Source organism: Pseudomonas sp. 34 E 7 (genome assembly GCF_900005715.1).
Taxonomy (GTDB): Bacteria; Pseudomonadota; Gammaproteobacteria; order Pseudomonadales; family Pseudomonadaceae; genus Aquipseudomonas; species Aquipseudomonas orientalis_A.
This window is the reverse complement of record NZ_CVTX01000112.1, coordinates 19,508-37,976: the sequence shown is the minus strand read 5'-3', so window position 1 is coordinate 37,976 and position 18,469 is coordinate 19,508. Positions and strand designations below refer to the sequence as shown.

Annotated in this window: 14 protein-coding genes; 13 read left to right on the top strand and 1 reads right to left on the bottom strand. The window is 62.3% G+C overall.

What is annotated here, in order from left to right:
- Positions 1 to 253: 253 nt before the first annotated feature.
- The 13 genes from BFP96_RS09585 (at position 254) to BFP96_RS09525 (ending at position 17,671) form a co-directional block, all read left to right on the top strand.
- Positions 254 to 1,924: a response regulator gene (locus BFP96_RS09585; protein ID WP_065897679.1), complete on the top strand. Its 1,671-nt coding sequence runs from the start codon at positions 254 to 256 to the stop codon at positions 1,922 to 1,924.
- A gap of 53 nt (positions 1,925 to 1,977) precedes the next feature.
- Positions 1,978 to 3,939 (top strand): methyl-accepting chemotaxis protein, encoded by a 1,962-nt coding sequence (locus BFP96_RS09580; protein WP_065894605.1) that lies wholly within the window; start codon positions 1,978 to 1,980, stop codon positions 3,937 to 3,939.
- Between the two features lie 715 nt (positions 3,940 to 4,654).
- Positions 4,655 to 5,110: a type II 3-dehydroquinate dehydratase gene (gene aroQ / locus BFP96_RS09575; RefSeq protein WP_057724120.1), complete on the top strand. Its 456-nt coding sequence runs from the start codon at positions 4,655 to 4,657 to the stop codon at positions 5,108 to 5,110.
- A gap of 24 nt (positions 5,111 to 5,134) precedes the next feature.
- Positions 5,135 to 5,596 (top strand): acetyl-CoA carboxylase biotin carboxyl carrier protein, encoded by a 462-nt coding sequence (accB, locus tag BFP96_RS09570; protein ID WP_065894602.1) that lies wholly within the window; start codon positions 5,135 to 5,137, stop codon positions 5,594 to 5,596.
- Positions 5,597 to 5,613: 17 nt separating this feature from the next.
- Complete coding sequence (accC, locus tag BFP96_RS09565) at positions 5,614 to 6,975, top strand: acetyl-CoA carboxylase biotin carboxylase subunit (RefSeq protein WP_065894600.1); 1,362 nt, start codon at positions 5,614 to 5,616, stop codon at positions 6,973 to 6,975.
- Positions 6,976 to 7,251: 276 nt separating this feature from the next.
- Positions 7,252 to 8,130, top strand: coding sequence for a 50S ribosomal protein L11 methyltransferase (gene prmA, locus BFP96_RS09560; RefSeq protein ID WP_065936091.1), 879 nt, complete (start codon positions 7,252 to 7,254; stop codon positions 8,128 to 8,130).
- 30 nt (positions 8,131 to 8,160) lie between these two features.
- A complete protein-coding gene (locus BFP96_RS09555; RefSeq protein ID WP_065936090.1) occupies positions 8,161 to 9,408 on the top strand; it encodes a DUF3426 domain-containing protein in 1,248 nt (415 codons plus the stop codon).
- Positions 9,409 to 9,593: 185 nt separating this feature from the next.
- Positions 9,594 to 10,607, top strand: a complete 1,014-nt coding sequence (gene dusB / locus BFP96_RS09550; RefSeq protein WP_065883448.1) for a tRNA dihydrouridine synthase DusB — start codon at positions 9,594 to 9,596, stop codon at positions 10,605 to 10,607.
- Positions 10,604 to 10,924 (top strand): DNA-binding transcriptional regulator Fis, encoded by a 321-nt coding sequence (fis, locus tag BFP96_RS09545; RefSeq protein ID WP_007250933.1) that lies wholly within the window; start codon positions 10,604 to 10,606, stop codon positions 10,922 to 10,924. Before dusB ends, fis begins: the two co-directional genes overlap by 4 nt.
- 81 nt (positions 10,925 to 11,005) lie before the next feature.
- Positions 11,006 to 12,613: a bifunctional phosphoribosylaminoimidazolecarboxamide formyltransferase/IMP cyclohydrolase gene (purH, locus tag BFP96_RS09540; RefSeq protein ID WP_065936089.1), complete on the top strand. Its 1,608-nt coding sequence runs from the start codon at positions 11,006 to 11,008 to the stop codon at positions 12,611 to 12,613.
- A 134-nt stretch (positions 12,614 to 12,747) separates the two neighbouring features.
- Positions 12,748 to 14,040, top strand: a complete 1,293-nt coding sequence (purD, locus tag BFP96_RS09535; protein WP_065883445.1) for a phosphoribosylamine--glycine ligase — start codon at positions 12,748 to 12,750, stop codon at positions 14,038 to 14,040.
- 101 nt (positions 14,041 to 14,141) lie between these two features.
- Positions 14,142 to 16,913 (top strand): hybrid sensor histidine kinase/response regulator, encoded by a 2,772-nt coding sequence (locus BFP96_RS09530; protein WP_065894592.1) that lies wholly within the window; start codon positions 14,142 to 14,144, stop codon positions 16,911 to 16,913.
- Between the two features lie 161 nt (positions 16,914 to 17,074).
- Positions 17,075 to 17,671 carry a MarC family protein gene (locus BFP96_RS09525; protein ID WP_065883442.1) on the top strand — a complete coding sequence of 199 codons (597 nt, stop codon included), beginning with the start codon at positions 17,075 to 17,077 and terminating at the stop codon, positions 17,669 to 17,671.
- Here the strand turns inward: BFP96_RS09525 and BFP96_RS09520 are convergent.
- Positions 17,668 to 18,447 (bottom strand): hypothetical protein, encoded by a 780-nt coding sequence (locus BFP96_RS09520; protein WP_065894591.1) that lies wholly within the window; start codon positions 18,445 to 18,447, stop codon positions 17,668 to 17,670. The genes BFP96_RS09525 and BFP96_RS09520 overlap by 4 nt on opposite strands.
- Positions 18,448 to 18,469 lie beyond the last annotated feature (22 nt).

Sequence of the window (18,469 nt, the reverse complement as noted above, 5' to 3'; positions counted from 1 at the left end):
GGGTGCGGTCAAACACTCCGACCACAACCCTACCCCATCGTGCCCATCGGTGCGGCGCTTTTAAACCAGACTGGCGCATACCCGAGGGTGAACTATAAAGGATGCACGCTTTTTACACAGCGCGACCACGAGGTCAAAAAATGAATACCGCCGACGCGTACTTAATTGACGTATGACACTCATACAATAGAAAAGAGGTGCTAGCATAGGGCCACTAGTTGACCTCAGCATGCACCCTCACAGTAGTCAGGATATGACCGAGTCAGAAGACCCCAGCCGCGAGCGTCTCAAGCAGCATTTTGCCCAGCGGGTAATTCATCAGGCACGTCAAATTCTTGAGATCTGGCAGCGCCTGCAACGCAGCGAATGGTCGAACGCCGACTTCTCCGAGCTCAGCGAAGCCAATCTGCGCCTGCTGCGCTTTGCCGAGCGTTTTGAACAGCCCGAGCACCGTCAACTGGCCCAGCACATTGGCGAGTCCCTCAAGGCCGTGGACGAAAACCGTGGCCGCCTGAGCAGCCACCTGATCACCGAACTCAACCGTTTGATGCAGCGCCTGTCGCGCACCGGGCTGCGCCAGGGCGATCAACTCGAGCAAACCCTGCTGCCGCCGATGCGCAAACCGATCTACGTAATGCTGGCCGACCATGACCGCGCCGAGCGCCTGGCCAAGCAGTTGGAATTCTTCGGCATGAGCGCGCAGTCCCTGGACAGCGTCGCAGCGTTTCGCGCCTCCATGGCCGAGCGCCTGCCGTCGGCGATCGTGATGGACGTGGATTTTTGCGGCCCCGGACTGGGGCTCAAACTGGCCGCCGAAGCCCAGCAGGGCCTGGAGCAAAAGCTGCCGCTGCTGTTTTTCAGCCTGCATGAAACCGACACGCCGACGCGCCTGGCCGCCGTGCGCGCCGGCGGCGAAGAATTCCTCACCGGCACGCTGGAAGCCTCAAGCCTGCTGGAAAAGATCGAAGTGCTGACCTGCGTCGCTCAATACGAGCCGTATAAAGTGCTGATCATTGACGACTCCCGTGCCCAGGCCTTGCACACCGAGCGCCTGCTCAACAGCGCCGGCATCGTCACCCGCACCTTGATCGAGCCGATCCAGGCCATGGCCGAGCTGGCGGACTTCCAGCCCGACCTGATCATCCTCGACATGTACATGCCCGCCTGCACCGGCACCGAGCTGGCCAAGGTGATTCGCCACAACGACCGCTATGTCAGCGTGCCGATCATCTACCTGTCGGCCGAAGACGACCTGGACAAACAGCTCGACGCGATGAGCGAAGGCGGTGACGACTTCCTGACCAAGCCGATCAAGCCGCGCCATCTGATCACCACCGTGCGCAACCGCGCGGCGCGTGCGCGCAATCTGAAGGCGCGGATGGTGCGCGACAGCCTGACCGGGCTGTACAACCACACGCATATCCTGCAATTGCTCGAAGACTGCAGCTTCCGCGCCCGTCGCGAAAACAAGCCGCTGAGCTTCGCCATGCTGGATATCGACCACTTCAAGCGGGTCAATGACAGCCACGGTCACCCCATGGGCGATCGCGTCATCAAGAGCTTGGCCCTGTTCCTCAAGCAGCGCCTGCGCAAGACCGATTACATCGGCCGCTATGGCGGTGAGGAATTTGCCATCGTGATGCCCGACACCGACCTCGAATCGGCCTGCAGGGTGCTGGACGACATTCGTGGGCGCTTTGCCGAAATCCACTACCCGGCCCAGCCGCAGGACTTATGGTGCACCTTCAGTGCCGGGCTGGTGGAACTGTGCGACGGCTCCGACGGCCTGATGATGGCCGCCCAGGCCGACGAGGCGCTGTACCGTGCCAAGCATGCCGGACGCAACCGCGTGCAGGCGGCTCGCCCATCAAAGCAAAGTGCCATCTTTTCACCGGGATTCACTGATTCGGTCATAACGCTGTAATAGAAACGCAATAACTTCAGGCACTTATCTTTTGCTGTCGGTTGAAACCACGCATGCGCCTGAAGCTGCTGACCAATCTCAATACCCTTCTTCTGGTTGCCGTGTGCCTGGCACTTGGCGCGACGCTGTGGTGGTCGCAACGAGCACTGGAGCGCCCGTACCTGTTGATGGAGCGCTATCTGGGGCTGTCCCAGGCCTTTGAGAACCAGACCGCACGCAATATCGACGACTACCTGGCCAGCGGCGATGCCCTGCGGTTGAGCAGCGCCGGCCAGAGCCTGGAAAGCCTGCTGCAGCAGCTCGACTCACTGCCGCCCGAGTTGGCGCAAAGCCTGCGCCCCAGCCTTGCGGACCTGGATGCCTTCAGCAAAACCGACCTGCTCGCCGCCGGTAAACTGGCCGGCGACCCGCAAGCGCTGCTGCTGCAAGCCGAACGCGAACTGGGGGCGAACCTGGAGCAACTGAGCCAGTACGCCGGCGCGGCCAATTCTGCGGACGCCGCGCGCTACCTGCCGCCGCTGCTGGCCGCCTCGCAACACCTGGGCAAGTTGTCCCTGGCGCGCGAAAAACTGGTCAGCAGCGGGCGCGCCGAGCTGGCCGATGACGTCGAGCGTGAAATCGCCAACATCCGTAGCCAGGCCGACCTGCTGGCACAGCTGCCGTTACTGGGCGTGAAGGCCAGCGCCGAATCCAGCACCGACGATTTTTCCGCCTTGATGGGCCTGGAAAACACTGAAAAAACCGAAGCGCTGGACACCGGCGTTGACCTCAAGCGTGAACTCAACGGCCTGTTGACCCGCTACCCCGCCGAGCTCAAGCGCACCCGCGAACAGATCCAGCAACGCGCCGACCTCGCCGCCGCCACACGCACCAAGATCACCGGTGTGCGCCAAGCCATCGCCGGCCTGGAGCCAGTGGTGCGCGCGCAACACGCCAGCATCCAGGGCGAAGTGCGCCTGATACAAGGGCTGATGATTGGCCTGATCCTGCTGATCGCCCTGTTGATCGACACCTTGCAGCGTCGCCTGGCGCGGGTGCTGACCGCCCTCGCCCCGGCGCTGTCCACCTGGGCCGAAGGCAACTTCAGCCAGCCGATCGACCTGGGCAGGACCAACCGCGAACTGCACGATATCCAGGCCTCGCTCAACCGCCTGCGCGCTTATCTGGTGGACCTGGTCGGCACGATTCGCGGCAACGCCGAAGAAGTCGCCGGCAGCAGCCGCGCCCTTGCCGAACTGAGCAGCGGCCTGCATGACGGCGCCGAACGCCAGGCCGGGGATACCGCGCAGATCCGTGACTCCCTGGGCGAACTGGAAGCGACCATCCAGCAAGTGGCGGGCGATGCCAGCCAGGCCGCTGGCGCCAGTCGCAGTGCCGGCATCGCCGTGGAACAAGGCCAGCGCGTCATCGGCCTGAGCCTGACCGGGCTGCACGCCCTGGTGGGAGAAGTGCAGCAAAACGCGCAGATGATCGAGAAACTTGCCGAGGAATCCGCCACCATCGGCGGCGTGCTCACGGTGATCCGCTCGATCGCCGACCAGACCAACCTGCTGGCGCTCAATGCCGCTATCGAAGCCGCCCGCGCCGGAGAGGCCGGCCGGGGTTTTGCCGTAGTCGCCGATGAAGTGCGCACCCTGGCCCAACGCACAGCCGGCGCCACCGCCGAAATCCAGGGCTTGATCAGCAGCCTGCAAAGCGCCGCCCACCAATCGGTGCAAGGCATGCGTGCGCAGGTCGAACACGCCGAAGCCACCGCCGAGCAAGCCCAGGCCGCCGATGGCGCGCTGGACGAAATCGTCGGGGCGATCCAGACCATTTCCGAGACGGCGGTACGCATCGCTGACGTGACTGCGCAGCAAAGCGGCGCCGTGAGCGAGATTCGCGATAACAGCGAACGCATTCACCAACTGGGCGAGGACAACCTGCTGCGCATCGGCCAGGGGCGCAGCCAGGGCGAACACCTGCTGGTGCTGGGCGGGCAGCTCAACACGGCGGTGCAGGCCTTCCGCGTCTAATCTCCCCTCCAGTGGAGATCAAAATGTGGGAGGGGGCTTGCCCCCGATAGCCATAGGTATCTACACAACCCTGTAGCGCCCAACCGTAACCACGATGCGAAGCGAGCCGCTCGTGATCTTGATCTGGCTTTTGATCTTGATCTCAGGCGCCCCGTTAAACCACGCTGGCCGAACGCAGGCTTGAATCCGTGGGTAACCCGGCAGGACGCCGGGTTAGCCGCACTGGGCCATGGATGGCCCATTGCGGCGGCCCACGGATTCAAGCCGGAGAGAGGGCACACCGAGCCTAAGCGAGGTGCCGAGTGGTGGGGCAAGAGCGTTTTGCTTACTTTTGCGCTTTTCAAAAGTGAGCCGCCGTAAGGGCGGAACCCTAAGTGGCCGTTACCGCAGAAACGGATATGTACTCAACCCAATCCAACATCCTGGTCGGCCCGGAGGCCGCCATCGGGGGCAAGCCCCCTCCCACATTTGGACCGAGATCGACACAAAACCCTGGTCGGCCCAGAGGCCGCCATCGGGGCAAGCCCCCTCCCACATTGAATCCGGCGCAATCCTGTGACTGTATTACCCATGACCGAATCCCAAGTCACAGTCACAAATTTCGCGCTATCCTCGCTAATCGTGCTGGCTACTGCATAGAACTGGACAGTCACAAAGGCTTTGCGGCATAGTCGCCGGGTTCTGCGCTACCCCAACCAATAACAAGGAACAGCCGATGGCGACCTTACTGGTTCTTCACGGACCCAACCTGAACCTGCTCGGCACCCGTGAACCGGGCGTCTACGGGGCAGTGACGCTGGAGCAGATCAACCTCGATCTGGAACAGAGGGCCCGTGTTGCCGGCCACCATTTGCTCTACCTGCAAAGCAATGCCGAGTATGAATTGATTGATCGCATCCATGCCGCGCGCGGCGAAGGTGTGGACTTTATTCTGATCAATCCCGCCGCTTTCACGCATACAAGCGTTGCATTACGTGACGCGCTGCTGGCGGTGAGCATCCCATTCATCGAAGTGCATTTATCGAACGTGCACAAACGCGAAGCTTTCCGCCATCACTCTTACTTCTCCGATGTAGCGGTAGGAGTGATCTGCGGCCTTGGCGCCAGCGGTTACCGACTGGCCCTGGAGGCCGCCCTGGAACACGTTGAAGAACAGGCTAAACGCCCCTGACCGACCCTTGGGAGTTGATGATTCATGGATATCCGTAAAGTTAAGAAACTGATCGAACTGCTGGAAGAATCCGGTATCGACGAGCTGGAAATCAAGGAAGGCGAAGAGTCCGTACGGATCAGCCGTCACAGCAAGACCCCGGCCCAACAGTTCTACGCCCCCCAGATGCAAGCACCGGCGCCAGCCGCTGCCGCACCTGCCGCCGCCGCTCCAGCCGCAGCACCTGCGGCCCCGGCAGCCCCTGAGCTGAACGGTTTCGTGGTCAAGTCGCCAATGGTCGGTACCTTCTACCGCACCCCGGCACCGACCTCGCCGGCCTTCGTTGAAGTGGGCAAGACCGTGAAAGTGGGCGACACCATCTGCATCGTGGAAGCGATGAAAATGATGAACCACATCACTGCGGAAAAAGCCGGCGTCATTGAATCCATCCTGGTAGAAAACGGTCAGCCGGTTGAGTACGACCAGCCGCTGTTCACCATCGTTTGAACCGCGGAGCACCTTCGATGTTGAAACCTGCGAAGAAACTGCAAAAAGTCCTGATCGCCAACCGCGGCGAGATCGCGCTGCGTATCCTGCGCGCCTGTAAGGAAGAGGGCATCAAGACCGTCGCTGTTTACTCGACGGCCGATACCGAATTGATGCACGTGAAACTGGCGGACGAAAGCATCTGCATCGGCCCGCCACTGGCCACGAACTCGTACCTGAAAGTCTCGAACATCATCGCGGCCGCTGAAGTGACCGGCGCTGATGGCATCCACCCAGGCTACGGCTTCCTCGCGGAAAACGCCGATTTCGCCGAACAGGTGGAAAAATCCGGCTTCGCCTTCATCGGCCCTAAAGCCGAAACCATCCGCCTGATGGGCGACAAGGTTTCGGCCAAGGACGCCATGATTGCAGCCGGCGTGCCAACCGTTCCAGGTTCCGACGGCCCGTTGCCGGAAGACGAGGAAACCGCGCTGCGCATTGGTCGCGAAGTCGGTTACCCGGTGATCATCAAGGCCGCCGGTGGTGGTGGTGGTCGCGGCATGCGCGTGGTGCACAAGGAAGAAGACCTGATCGAAGCCGCCAAGCAGACCCGCTCCGAAGCGGGCGCCTGGTTCGGTAACCCGATGGTCTACCTGGAGAAGTACCTGACCAACCCACGTCACGTGGAAGTGCAGGTACTGTCCGACGGCCAGGGCCACGCGATCCACCTGGGTGACCGCGATTGCTCGCTGCAACGTCGTCACCAGAAGGTCCTGGAAGAAGCGCCGGCACCGGGTCTGGACGAAAAGGCTCGCCAGGAAGTCCTGGCGCGCTGCGTCAAGGCGTGCATCGACATCAACTACCGTGGCGCCGGTACTTTCGAGTTCCTCTACGAGAACGGCCGTTTCTACTTCATCGAGATGAACACTCGCGTGCAGGTAGAACACCCGGTTTCGGAGATGGTCACCGGTATCGACATCGTCAAGGAGATGCTCAGCATCGCCGCCGGCAACGTGCTGTCCTTCACCCAGGACGACGTGAAGATCCACGGCCACTCCCTGGAGTGCCGGATCAACGCCGAAGACCCGCAAACCTTCATGCCGAGCCCTGGCCTGGTCAAGCATTTCCACGCGCCCGGCGGCAACGGCGTACGTGTGGATTCGCACCTGTACAGCGGCTACAAGGTTCCGTCCAACTACGACTCGCTGATCGGCAAGCTGATCACCTGGGGCGCGACCCGCGACGAGGCCATGGCCCGCATGCGCAACGCCCTGGACGAAATCGTGGTCGACGGCATCAAGACCAACATCCCGCTGCATCGGGACCTGGTTCGTGATGAAGGCTTCTGCGAAGGGGGTGTGAACATTCACTACCTGGAACACAAGCTGGCCAACCAGTAAGCGCTCCACCCAACAAAGCCGCCTTCGGGCGGTTTTGTTGTTTCTGCACCCCAACTTTCAGGCCATACACAGTCCAAATGTGGGAGGGGGCTTGCCCCCGATAGCGGTGGATCAGTTACAGATATTGAGACTGACACACTGCAATCGGGGGCAAGCCCCCTCCCACATTTGCTCCGCATTCATTCAGTAATGTCGTCTTCTGCCGTTCGCTCGCGTAAACTTGCGCGCTTTCGCGGCCTACGCGCTGCACACTCATTTTTTTCAAAGGTGCCCGCCATGCCTTGGCTGCAAGTTCGTCTCGCCATCAGCCCGGAACAAGCCGAAACCTACGAAGACGCTTTCCTCGAAGTCGGCGCCGTATCGGTGACTTTCATGGATGCCGAAGACCAGCCGATCTTCGAACCGGAACTCAACACCACCCCGCTGTGGTCCCACACCCATCTGCTGGCCCTGTTCGAAGACGGCACCGATGCCGCCGCCGTGCTGGCGCATATGGAATTGCTCACCGGCGGCCCGCTGCCCGAGCATCACAGCGAAGTGATCGAAGACCAGGACTGGGAGCGCAGCTGGATGGATAACTTCCAGCCAATGCGCTTCGGCCAGCGCCTGTGGATCGTACCGAGCTGGCACGCCGCACCCGAGCCGGAGGCCGTCAATCTGCTGCTGGACCCGGGCCTGGCGTTCGGCACCGGCACTCACCCCACCACCGCGCTGTGCCTGGAATGGCTGGACGGCCAGGACCTGACCGACTGCAACGTGCTCGACTTCGGCTGCGGCTCGGGGATCCTGGCGATCGCCGCCCTGCTGCTGGGCGCCAACGAAGCCGTGGGCACCGATATCGACGTGCAAGCACTGGAAGCTTCCCGCGATAACGCCGGGCGCAACCACATTCCTGAAGGCAAATTCCCACTCTATCTGCCTGAGGACCTGCCCCAGGTGCAGGCCGATGTGCTGGTCGCCAATATCCTCGCCGGGCCGCTGGTGTCACTGGCACCGCAGCTGTCGAGCCTGGTCAGGCCGGGCGGGCGCCTGGCGCTGTCGGGCATCCTCGCCGAGCAGGGCGAAGAGGTCGCTGCCGCCTACGCCAGGGATTTCGAGCTGGACCCCATCGCCAACCGTGACGGTTGGGTGCGCATCAGTGGACGTCGGCGCTAGAATGAGCGCTTGCCTGAATCGGATGGCCGCATGACCGACAGTTTCGTCACCCAGTGCCCGCATTGCCAGTCGCGCTTTCGCGTCAGCCACGCTCAGTTGAACGTGGCCCGCGGCGTGGTGCGCTGCGGCTCGTGCCTGCAAGTGTTCAATGCCGCTCGCCAGTTGCTGGAGCAACGGGCGCAAATGCAACCTGGCCACGCTCCTGACCAAGCTCCTGACTATGCTCCCGACCACGCCCCGGTGCTTGAGCCTGCCGCCGAAGCCCCACGCGCCATCAGCCAGAAGCAGTGGACGGCCGAAGAACTGGACCTGGACAACCTGGACCTGGACGAAGAGCTGGCCAAACTCGAGCGCCGCGAGATTCAGCACACCCAGCCCGTCGGCGCAGAAAGGCGCCAGCCGGGGGCCGACCGCCGGCACAAGGACGACGCCCTCAGCGCCAGTCGCCATACGGTCAAGGCCGAGGAAGAAAAATGGGCCGCCAGTCTGTTCAGCGAGCCGCCGCAGGAACGCGACCTGCCCGCCGAAGCGGAACCTGCGCTGAGTGCACGCACCGAACCGTCCATGTCCTTTCACACCGACGATATCGACGACGAGCCGCCACTGCGCGAGGCCCCGCACGACGACGATGATCCGGACCCACCGTTCACGCCCCTGACCCCGGCGGCGAACGCAGTCGACGAGCGTGCGCAATCGCGGCGCAAGCGAGTGCGCGCCGATTCCAGCGCCCACGACGACCTGTTCCAGGAGCTGGAAGACGATCCGCTGCACCTGTATGCGCACAAGCGCGCGTCAGGCTGGGGTCGCCGCCTGATCTGGATCGTGCTGGTACTGCTGGCTGCCGCCGGCCTGGCAGGCCAGTACATCGCCTACCAATTCGACGAACTGGCCCGCCAGGACACCTACCGCCCGTGGTTCCAGCAACTGTGCCCGTCCTTGGGCTGCAGCGTGCCATCGCGGGTCGACATCGCCCATATCAAGAGCAGCAACCTGGTGGTGCGCAGCCACCCGGAGTTCGCCGGGGCCCTTGTGGTGGATGCGATCATCTACAACCGCGCAACCTTCTCCCAGCCCTTCCCGCTGCTGGAACTGCGCTTTGCCGACCTCAACGGCGGCCTGATCGCCAGTCGGCGCTTCAAGCCCGCCGAATACCTCAGCGGCGAATTGGCCGGGGTCAGCGAAATGCCGTCGCAGGTGCCGATCCACATCTCCCTGGACATCCTCGACCCCGGCAACAAAGCCGTGAATTACAGCCTGACCTTCCATTCGCCCGAATGAAGCCACGCCGCAACCGTGGTTTGACGACGGATTATTGACTGCACCGGCGTCAACCAAACCGATGGCGATAAAAAAATAACTGTTCAGATTTTATCCAATTCAGCCTTTATCCAGTCATCGAGAGCGGGTATCATGCCAACCCTTTTTCGAACTCTAATGATCCGGCCCCACAACAGGGAAGTCCTATGTCGGCGGTACGCATCGGCCCATATACATTGCACAACGGCTTGATCCTCGCCCCGATGGCGGGCGTCACGGACCAGCCCTTTCGTCAGCTCTGCAAACGTTTGGGCGCGGGTCTAGTAGTCTCTGAAATGGTCACCAGCGACATGAGTTTGTGGAACACCCGCAAGTCGCGGATGCGCATGATCCACGAAGGTGATCCCGAGCCGCGCTCGGTGCAGATCGCCGGGGGAGATGCGCAGATGCTGGCGGATGCGGCCAGGGCCAATGTGGAGCTGGGCGCGCAGATCATTGATATCAACATGGGCTGCCCGGCCAAGAAGGTCTGCAACAAGGCCGCCGGTTCCGCCCTGTTGAAAGATGAGCAGTTGGTTGCCGAGATCCTGCAGGCCGTTGTCGCCGCAGTCGATGTGCCGGTGACCCTGAAGATTCGTACCGGCTGGGACCGGGACAACAAGAATGGCCTGACGGTGGCGAAGATCGCCGAACAGGCGGGTATTGCAGCGCTGGCGGTGCATGGCCGCACCCGCGCCGACCTTTATACCGGGGAAGCCGAGTACGACACGGTTGCCGCGATCAAGCAGGCCGTGTCGATGCCGGTGTTTGCCAATGGCGATATCGATTCAGCCGAAAAAGCCCGGCGCGTGCTGCACGCCACCGGTGCCGACGGCTTGTTGATCGGCCGGGCCGCCCAGGGGCGGCCATGGATTTTCCGTGAAATCGAGCATTTCCTGCGTACCGGCGACGTGTTGCCGGCACCGGGACTGACCGAGGTGGAACGTATTCTGCTGGAGCATCTGGCCGCCCTGCACGCCTTCTATGGGGACGTGATGGGCGTACGTATTGCTCGCAAGCATGTCGGCTGGTACCTCGCCACCTTGCCGGGCGCCAAGGAATTGCGCGCTCAGTTCAATCGTTTGGATGAAACGCAGGCACAGGTCGCCATCGTTCGTGAATTCTTCGCCGAACGTGACAAGAGCCTGGCAACAGGGGATGGAGAAGGGGTGGCCGCATGACCTTGATGACCGAGACTTTAGTGAGTGGAACAGCACCCGTGAGCGACAACGTCAATTTGAAACAGCACCTCAACACGCCGAGCGAAGAAGGCCAGACCCTTCGCGGGAGTGTCGAGAAGGCGCTGCACAATTATTTCGCCCACCTCGAGGGTGCTTCCGTCACGGACGTGTACAACCTGGTGCTCTCCGAAGTCGAGGCGCCCCTGCTCGAAAGCGTGATGAACTACGTCAAGGGCAACCAGACCAAAGCCAGTGAGCTGCTGGGCCTCAATCGTGGGACCTTGCGCAAAAAGCTCAAGCAGTACGATTTGCTGTAAGCATTCAATCAAACCAGAAAGGCGCCCGCGTAAAAACGGTCGCCTTTTTTGCTGACTCCTTTGCTTTTGATGGAAATTGAAATGACCGACCAGACTACCCGCCTGCCGATCCGCCGCGCCTTGATCAGTGTTTCCGACAAGACCGGGATCCTCGAATTTGCCCGGGAGCTGGAAGCCCTGGGCGTGGAAATCCTCTCCACGGGCGGGACCTTCAAACTGCTGCAGGACAACGGCGTGGCCGCAGTAGAAGTCGCGGACTACACCGGTTTCGCGGAAATGATGGACGGTCGGGTCAAAACCCTGCACCCGAAAATTCACGGCGGCATCCTCGGCCGTCGCGGTATCGACGACGCCATCATGAACGAGCACGGCATCAAGCCGATCGACCTGGTCGCCGTCAACCTCTACCCCTTCGAAGCCACCATCAACAAGCCAGGTTGCGACCTGCCGACCGCCATCGAAAACATCGATATCGGCGGCCCGACCATGGTCCGCTCGGCCGCCAAGAACCATAAAGACGTGGCCATCGTGGTCAATGCCAGCGACTACGCCAACGTCCTGGAGAACCTGAAAGCCGGTGGCCTGACCTACGCCCAGCGTTTCGACCTGATGCTCAAGGCGTTCGAACACACCGCCGCCTACGACGGCATGATCGCCAACTACATGGGCACCGTGAACCAGGCCGCCGAGACCTTGAGCACAGAAGGGCGCAGCCAGTTCCCGCGCACTTTCAACAGCCAGTTCATCAAGGCCCAGGAAATGCGCTACGGCGAGAACCCGCACCAGAGCGCGGCGTTCTACGTGGAGGCAAAACCGGCCGAAGTCGGCATTGCCACTGCGACCCAGCTGCAAGGCAAGGAGCTGTCCTACAACAACGTGGCCGACACCGACGCCGCGCTGGAATGCGTGAAGAGCTTCGTCAAGCCGGCCTGCGTGATCGTCAAGCACGCCAACCCGTGCGGCGTGGCGGTGAGCCCGGACGCTGAAGGCGGGATTCGCCAGGCCTACGAACTGGCCTACGCCACCGACACCGAATCGGCGTTCGGCGGCATCATCGCCTTCAACCGCGAACTGGACGCCGAGACCGCCAAGGCGATCGTCGAGCGCCAGTTCGTTGAAGTGATCATCGCGCCAAGCGTCAGCGAAGAGGCCCGCGCCATCGTCGCGGCCAAAGCCAATGTGCGCCTGCTGGCCTGCGGTGAATGGTCGGCTGACCGCGCCGCTGCCTGGGATTACAAGCGCGTCAATGGCGGCCTGCTGGTACAGAGCCGCGACATCGGCATGATCGGCAGCGAAGACCTGAAAGTGGTGACCAAACGCGCGCCCACCGAGCAAGAGATCAACGACCTGATCTTCGCCTGGAAAGTGGCCAAGTACGTCAAATCCAACGCCATCGTCTACGCCAAGAACCGCCAGACCATCGGTGTCGGCGCCGGCCAGATGAGCCGTGTGAACTCGGCGCGTATCGCCGCGATCAAGGCTGAACACGCCGGCTTGCAGGTGGTGGGCTCGGTGATGGCGTCCGATGCGTTCTTCCCGTTCCGTGATGGCCTGGACAATGCCGCGAAAGCCGGCGTGACCGCCGTGATCCAACCGGGTGGTTCGATGCGTGATGCTGAAGTCATCGCGGCTGCTGATGAAGCCGGTATTGCGATGGTCTTCACCGGCATGCGCCACTTCCGCCACTGATTGATCGTTCCCACGCTCCGCGTGGGAATGCCTCTTGTGACGCTCCGCGTCACGCTTGGGACGCAGAGCGTCCCGGACTGCATTCCCACGCAGAGCGTGGGAACGATCAGCCCACAGAATTTGAGGTTTTTGAAATGAATGTTTTGATCATTGGCAGCGGTGGCCGTGAACACGCCCTGGCCTGGAAAGTTGCCCAGGACCCCCGTGTGCAGAAAGTCTTCGTTGCGCCCGGCAACGCCGGTACCGCCATTGAAGCCAAGTGCGAAAACGTCGCCATCGACGTACTGGCGCTTGAGCAACTGGCGGACTTTGCCGAAAAGAACGTCTCCCTGACCATCGTCGGTCCGGAAGTCCCATTGGTTGCCGGCGTCGTCGACCTGTTCCGCAGCCGTGGCCTGGATTGCTTCGGCCCGACCGCCGGTGCCGCTCAACTGGAAGGCTCGAAAGCCTTCACCAAGGACTTCCTGGCGCGCCACAAGATCCCGACCGCCGACTACCAGAACTTCACCGAGATCGAGCCGGCCCTGGCTTACCTGCGTGAAAAAGGTGCGCCGATCGTGATCAAGGCCGACGGCCTGGCCGCCGGTAAAGGCGTGATCGTCGCCATGACCCTGCAGGAAGCCGAGGACGCCGTACGCGACATGCTCGCCGGCAACGCCTTTGGTGATGCCGGTTCGCGCGTGGTCATCGAGGAATTCCTCGACGGCGAAGAAGCCAGCTTCATCGTGATGGTCGACGGCAAGAACGTCTTGCCGATGGCCACCAGTCAGGACCACAAGCGCGTCGGCAACGGCGACAGCGGCCCGAACACCGGCGGCATGGGTGCTTATTCCCCGGCGCCGGTGGTCACCGCCCAGGTGCACCAGCGCGTCATGGACCTGGTGATCTGGCCGACCGTGCGCGGCATGGCCGACGAAGGCAACGTCTACACCGGTTTCCTCTACGCCGGCCTGATGATCGACAAAGCCGGCAACCCGAAAGTCATCGAGTTCAACTGCCGCTTCGGCGACCCGGAAACCCAACCGGTGATGCTGCGCCTGCAATCGAGCCTGGTGCTGCTGGTGGAGGCCGCGCTGGCCCAGGCCCTGGACAAGGTCGAAGCACAGTGGGACCCACGCCCGAGCGTCGGCATCGTGCTCGCGGCCGGCGGTTACCCTGCCGATTACGCCAAGGGCGATGTGATTGAAGGCCTGGACGCCGCGGCTGCGCTGGAAGGCAAAGTGTTTCATGCCGGCACTGCGCTGCAGGACGGCAAGGTCGTCACCGCCGGTGGCCGCGTGCTGTGCGCCACCGCGATGGGCGCCAGCGTCGACGCCGCGCAGCAGCAAGCGTACAAGTTGGCCGCGAAAATCGACTGGAAAGGCTGCTTCTACCGCACTGATATCGGTTACCGCGCCATTGCCCGTGAACGCGGCGAGAACCACTGAGTAGCTATCCGTTCGGGTAGGTAAGGGCCTCTGGCCCTTGCCGTACTCATGCCGCCCCGCGCATAGTTAACCCGTGCATTCACCTACGAAGGGACTTCGCCGTGCGCTGGCTCAGGATCGCCTTAGGTTTTACCGTCAGTCTGCTGACCCTGCTCTGCCTGGTCCCGGCTCAAGCCGCGGCGCAAGGCAGTGGTTGGGCAGTCTTGCTCGATGATCAGGCCGACCTGCAACTGAGCGACATCCGTTCCTCGCGCTACACCAATCAATTCAGCCCCATCGAACTGGACCGGATTACTGCCGCGCCGCCGGACGGTGCGTTGTGGGTACGCTTCAAGCTGCAACCCGGCAAGCATGAACAGGTGCTGCGGGTGTTTGCCCCGGACTTGTCGAGCCTGAGCCTGTATGTGCTGGACGGCAACAGCCTGGTGGAGCAGCAGACCACCGGCACGCGCCAACCCCAGGCCGAGCGACCGCTGCCCAGCAGTGACTTCATGCTGCCGATGCCACAGAGCCAGCGCCCGCTCGAGGTTTACCTGCGCCTGGTGTCGGAACACGAGCTGCGCCCCTATATCACCCTGGAACCCGCCGTACTCGCCGCCGCCAACCAGAACCAGACGCTGGTCTACGGCTTGCTGTTCGGCGTCCTGCTGATGCTGATCCTGCATAACCTCACGCGCTTCGCCTACCACCGCTCGCGCAGCAGCCTGTGGCTGGCCGCGTGTGAGTTCCTGCTGATGCTCAGCCTGGCGCTGTTGCTCAACGTGGTGGGGCCGTGGTTGCCCAACTGGCACGCGATCCAGACCCCCGGCGCCTACCTCGCCCTGCTGCTGACCGCGCCGTGCGGGCTGATGTTTGCCTATCGCTTCTTCATGCCGCTGGGCCCGCACCCGCTGAACAAACTGTTGATGGCCGACATATTGGTGATCGTGCTGTGTGGCCTGCTGCTGTTGTTCGTCAACACCCTGCCGCTGAACATCATCACCTATGCCCTGGTGGCGCTGGCCGGCCTGAGCATGCTGTTTGTCTCGGCCTATCACTGGCAACGGGGCTATCGTCCGGCGCGCCTGTTCGTGGCGGGGATGGTGGTGTTCAACATCGGCACGCTGATCATTCTTCCCGCCCTGCTCGGCCTCACGTTGTTGGCACCGCAAGGCCTGATCATCACCCTGCTGAGTTTCATCTGCATCAGCGGCCTGCTGATGAGCCTGGCCCTCGGCGAACGCCAGCGCGCCATTGTTGAAACGCGCTTCAGCCTCAGCCGCGACCTGGCCGCGAGCAATGCCGAAATCGCGGCCAAGGCCGAGTTCCTGGCGAAGATCAGCCACGAAATCCGCACCCCCATGAACGGCGTGCTGGGCATGACCGAGTTGCTGCTGGGCACGCCGTTGTCGGTGAAACAACGCGACTACGTGCAGACCATTCACAGCGCCGGCAACGAATTGCTCACGCTGATCAACGAAATCCTCGACATCTCCAAGCTCGAATCGGGGCAGATCGAACTCGATGATGTGCAGTTCGACCTCAACGCGCTGATCGACGACTGCCTGAGCATCTTCCGCGCCAAGGCCGAGCAGCAGAATGTCGAGCTGATCAGCTTTATCCAGCCCCAGGTGCCGCGCGTGATCAGCGGTGACCCGACACGCCTGCGCCAGGCGCTGTTGAGCCTGCTGGAAAACGCCCTGCATAAAACCGACGAGGGCGAGGTGCTGATCGTCGTTGCCCTCGACGAGCGCAGCACCCAGCCACGCCTGCGCATTGCCGTGCAAGACAGCGGCGTGCCCATGGACGCCGCCGAGCGCGACGCCCTGATGCACAGCGAACTGCACAGCAAGAACTTCCTCTCGGCCACACGCTTGAGCGGCCACCTGGGCCTGGTGATCGCACGCCAGTTGATCCTGTTGATGAACGGCGAATTCGGCGTCAAGAGCGGCAGTCACCAGGGCAGCACCCTGTGGCTGACCCTGCCGTTGGACCCCGAACGCCTCGAACACCCGACCTCCGATCTCGACGGCCCGCTCAAGGACGCACGGGTACTGGTGGTGGACGACAACGACACCTGCCGCAAGGTGCTGCTGCAGCAATGCTCGGCCTGGGGTCTGAACGTCAGCGCCGTGGCTTCGGGCAAAGAGGCCCTGGCCCTGCTGCGCACCAAGGCGCACCTGCGCGATTACTTCGACGTGGTGTTGCTGGACCAGAACATGCCCGGCATGACCGGCATGCAACTGGCGGCCAAGATCAAGGAAGACCCGAGCCTGAACCACGATATCCTGCTGATCATGCTCACCGGCATCAGCAACGCGCCGAGCAAGATCATCGCGCGCAACTGCGGGATCAAGCGCATCCTCGCCAAGCCGGTGGCCGGTTATACGCTCAAGACCACCCTGGCCGACGAACTGACCCAGCGCAGCAAAGGCGCCCCCCACCCTCGCCTCGCTCCCGCCGCGCCGGCAGCCATTACCGTGCCCAGCGACTTCCGCATCCTGGTGGCCGAGGACAACAGTATCTCCACCAAAGTGATACGCGGCATGCTCGGCAAGCTCAACCTCAACCCGGATACCGCCAGCAACGGCGAAGAAGCGTTGGAGGCGATGAAAGCCCAGCGCTATGACCTGGTGCTGATGGACTGTGAAATGCCGATCCTCGATGGTTTCTCCGCCACCCAGCAGCTGCGCGCGTGGGAAGTCAGCCACCAACGTGTGCGCACGCCGGTGGTGGCGCTCACGGCGCATATTCTCTCGGAACATAAAGAACGCGCGCGCCAGGCGGGGATGGACGGGCATATGGCCAAGCCGGTGGAACTGTCACAGCTGCGCGAGCTGGTGGATTACTGGGTTGTGCAACGCCAGCAACGCCCGGAACACGCGCCGTCCTGATTGAAATCCAATCAAATGTGGGAGGGGGCTTGCCCCCGATAGCGGTGGGTCAGCCACAGATGTATCTGCTGACACTCCGCAATCGGGGGCAAGCCCCCTCCCACATTTGACGCGCGTCGCCTGATAGACTCACTGCACTTCCACCGCCCGCGAGTCCCCCCATGCTCCACGTGTTATTCAGCGTTTACCTGAAGATGCTGGTGCTCTACAGCCCGTTCTTCGTGCTGTCCTGCTTTATCAGCCTGACCCGCGGCTATTCCAGCAAGGAGCGGCGGCGCCTGGCCTGGAAAGTCGCGTTGGCGACGCTGGTGTCGAGCGTGCTGCTGTACCTGTTCGGCCGGGTGATATTCAGTGTGTTCGGCATCACCGTGGACGCGTTCCGCATCGGCGCCGGCAGCGTGCTGTTTATCTCCGCCCTGGGCATGGCCCAAGGCAAGTCGGCGGTGCAAACCGATAACGTGCAGCAGGACGTGACCATCGTACCGCTGACCATCCCGCTCACGGTCGGCCCCGGCACCATCGGTGCATTGCTGGTAATGGGCGTGAGCCAGCCCCATTGGGACGACAAGCTCACCGCCATCCTCAGCATCGCCCTGGCCAGTCTCACGGTGGGGGTGGTGCTGTACCTGTCCAATCGGATCGAACGCATTCTTGGCGACCAGGGCTTGCAGATTGTCAGTCGGTTGATGGGCTTGTTCGTGTGCGCCCTGGCCGCGCAAATTATCTTTACCGGGGTCCGTGGCTATCTGGTGACCTAGATCCGGTATTTGGCGATGGCCGACTGCACGTTGTCACCCGCACTGTCGCGCATCAGTTGCAGGGTCTGTTCATTGACCACCGAGGTGTTGAGCACCAGGCAGGTCTGCCCGCTGAAGGCCTCGAACGATGAGCTGTCCCATTCAAGGAACGGCAACCCCACCTGCTTGCTCACGCCATGGCTGCTGTAGGTCACCAGGACCATCATCACTTCGCCATTGGTTTCAGCGCAGGACGCCACGCCGAAGTCACCGCCCTGGTGCACGCTGCTGTTGCGTTTGAACAAATCGAAAGATGCCGGCAGTTGCTTCAAGGTCTCCAGCGCATCGGCGGCCAGTTTCGGCAGCAGGCTGAGCAACGGCCCCGACATGGACATCGAGGCGAGCATCGCGCCGATGATATTCAGCGCCGTCAGTTGCACCGTCAGCCCCCTGCCCGCGCGCGAGACGCGCTCGAAGCTGCTGCGCACCGGCAGCCAGCCGAGGCTGACCATCACTTTGATGAATTCGTCGTACCAGGCCTCGGTGCCCCGATGCACCTTCAATACATCGCTCACGTAACTGCTGGCCAGCAGGTAGCTTTTACGGATGTATTCGCGATTTAGCCCGGACAGCCCCTCGGCAAAGGAAATCACACCGTTGTTGACCACCGCCGCGTTGCAGTCATCTTCGGTGTCCAGCGGTAACGTCGCGGGCGTGCCCGGCGCGCCCGGCAATTTGTAGGCGGCAATCAGCTTGCGCCGTTTTGTACTGTTGATCCTTCTGTGGTGTCGCTCCATTTCCCAATTCTCCACGTACACC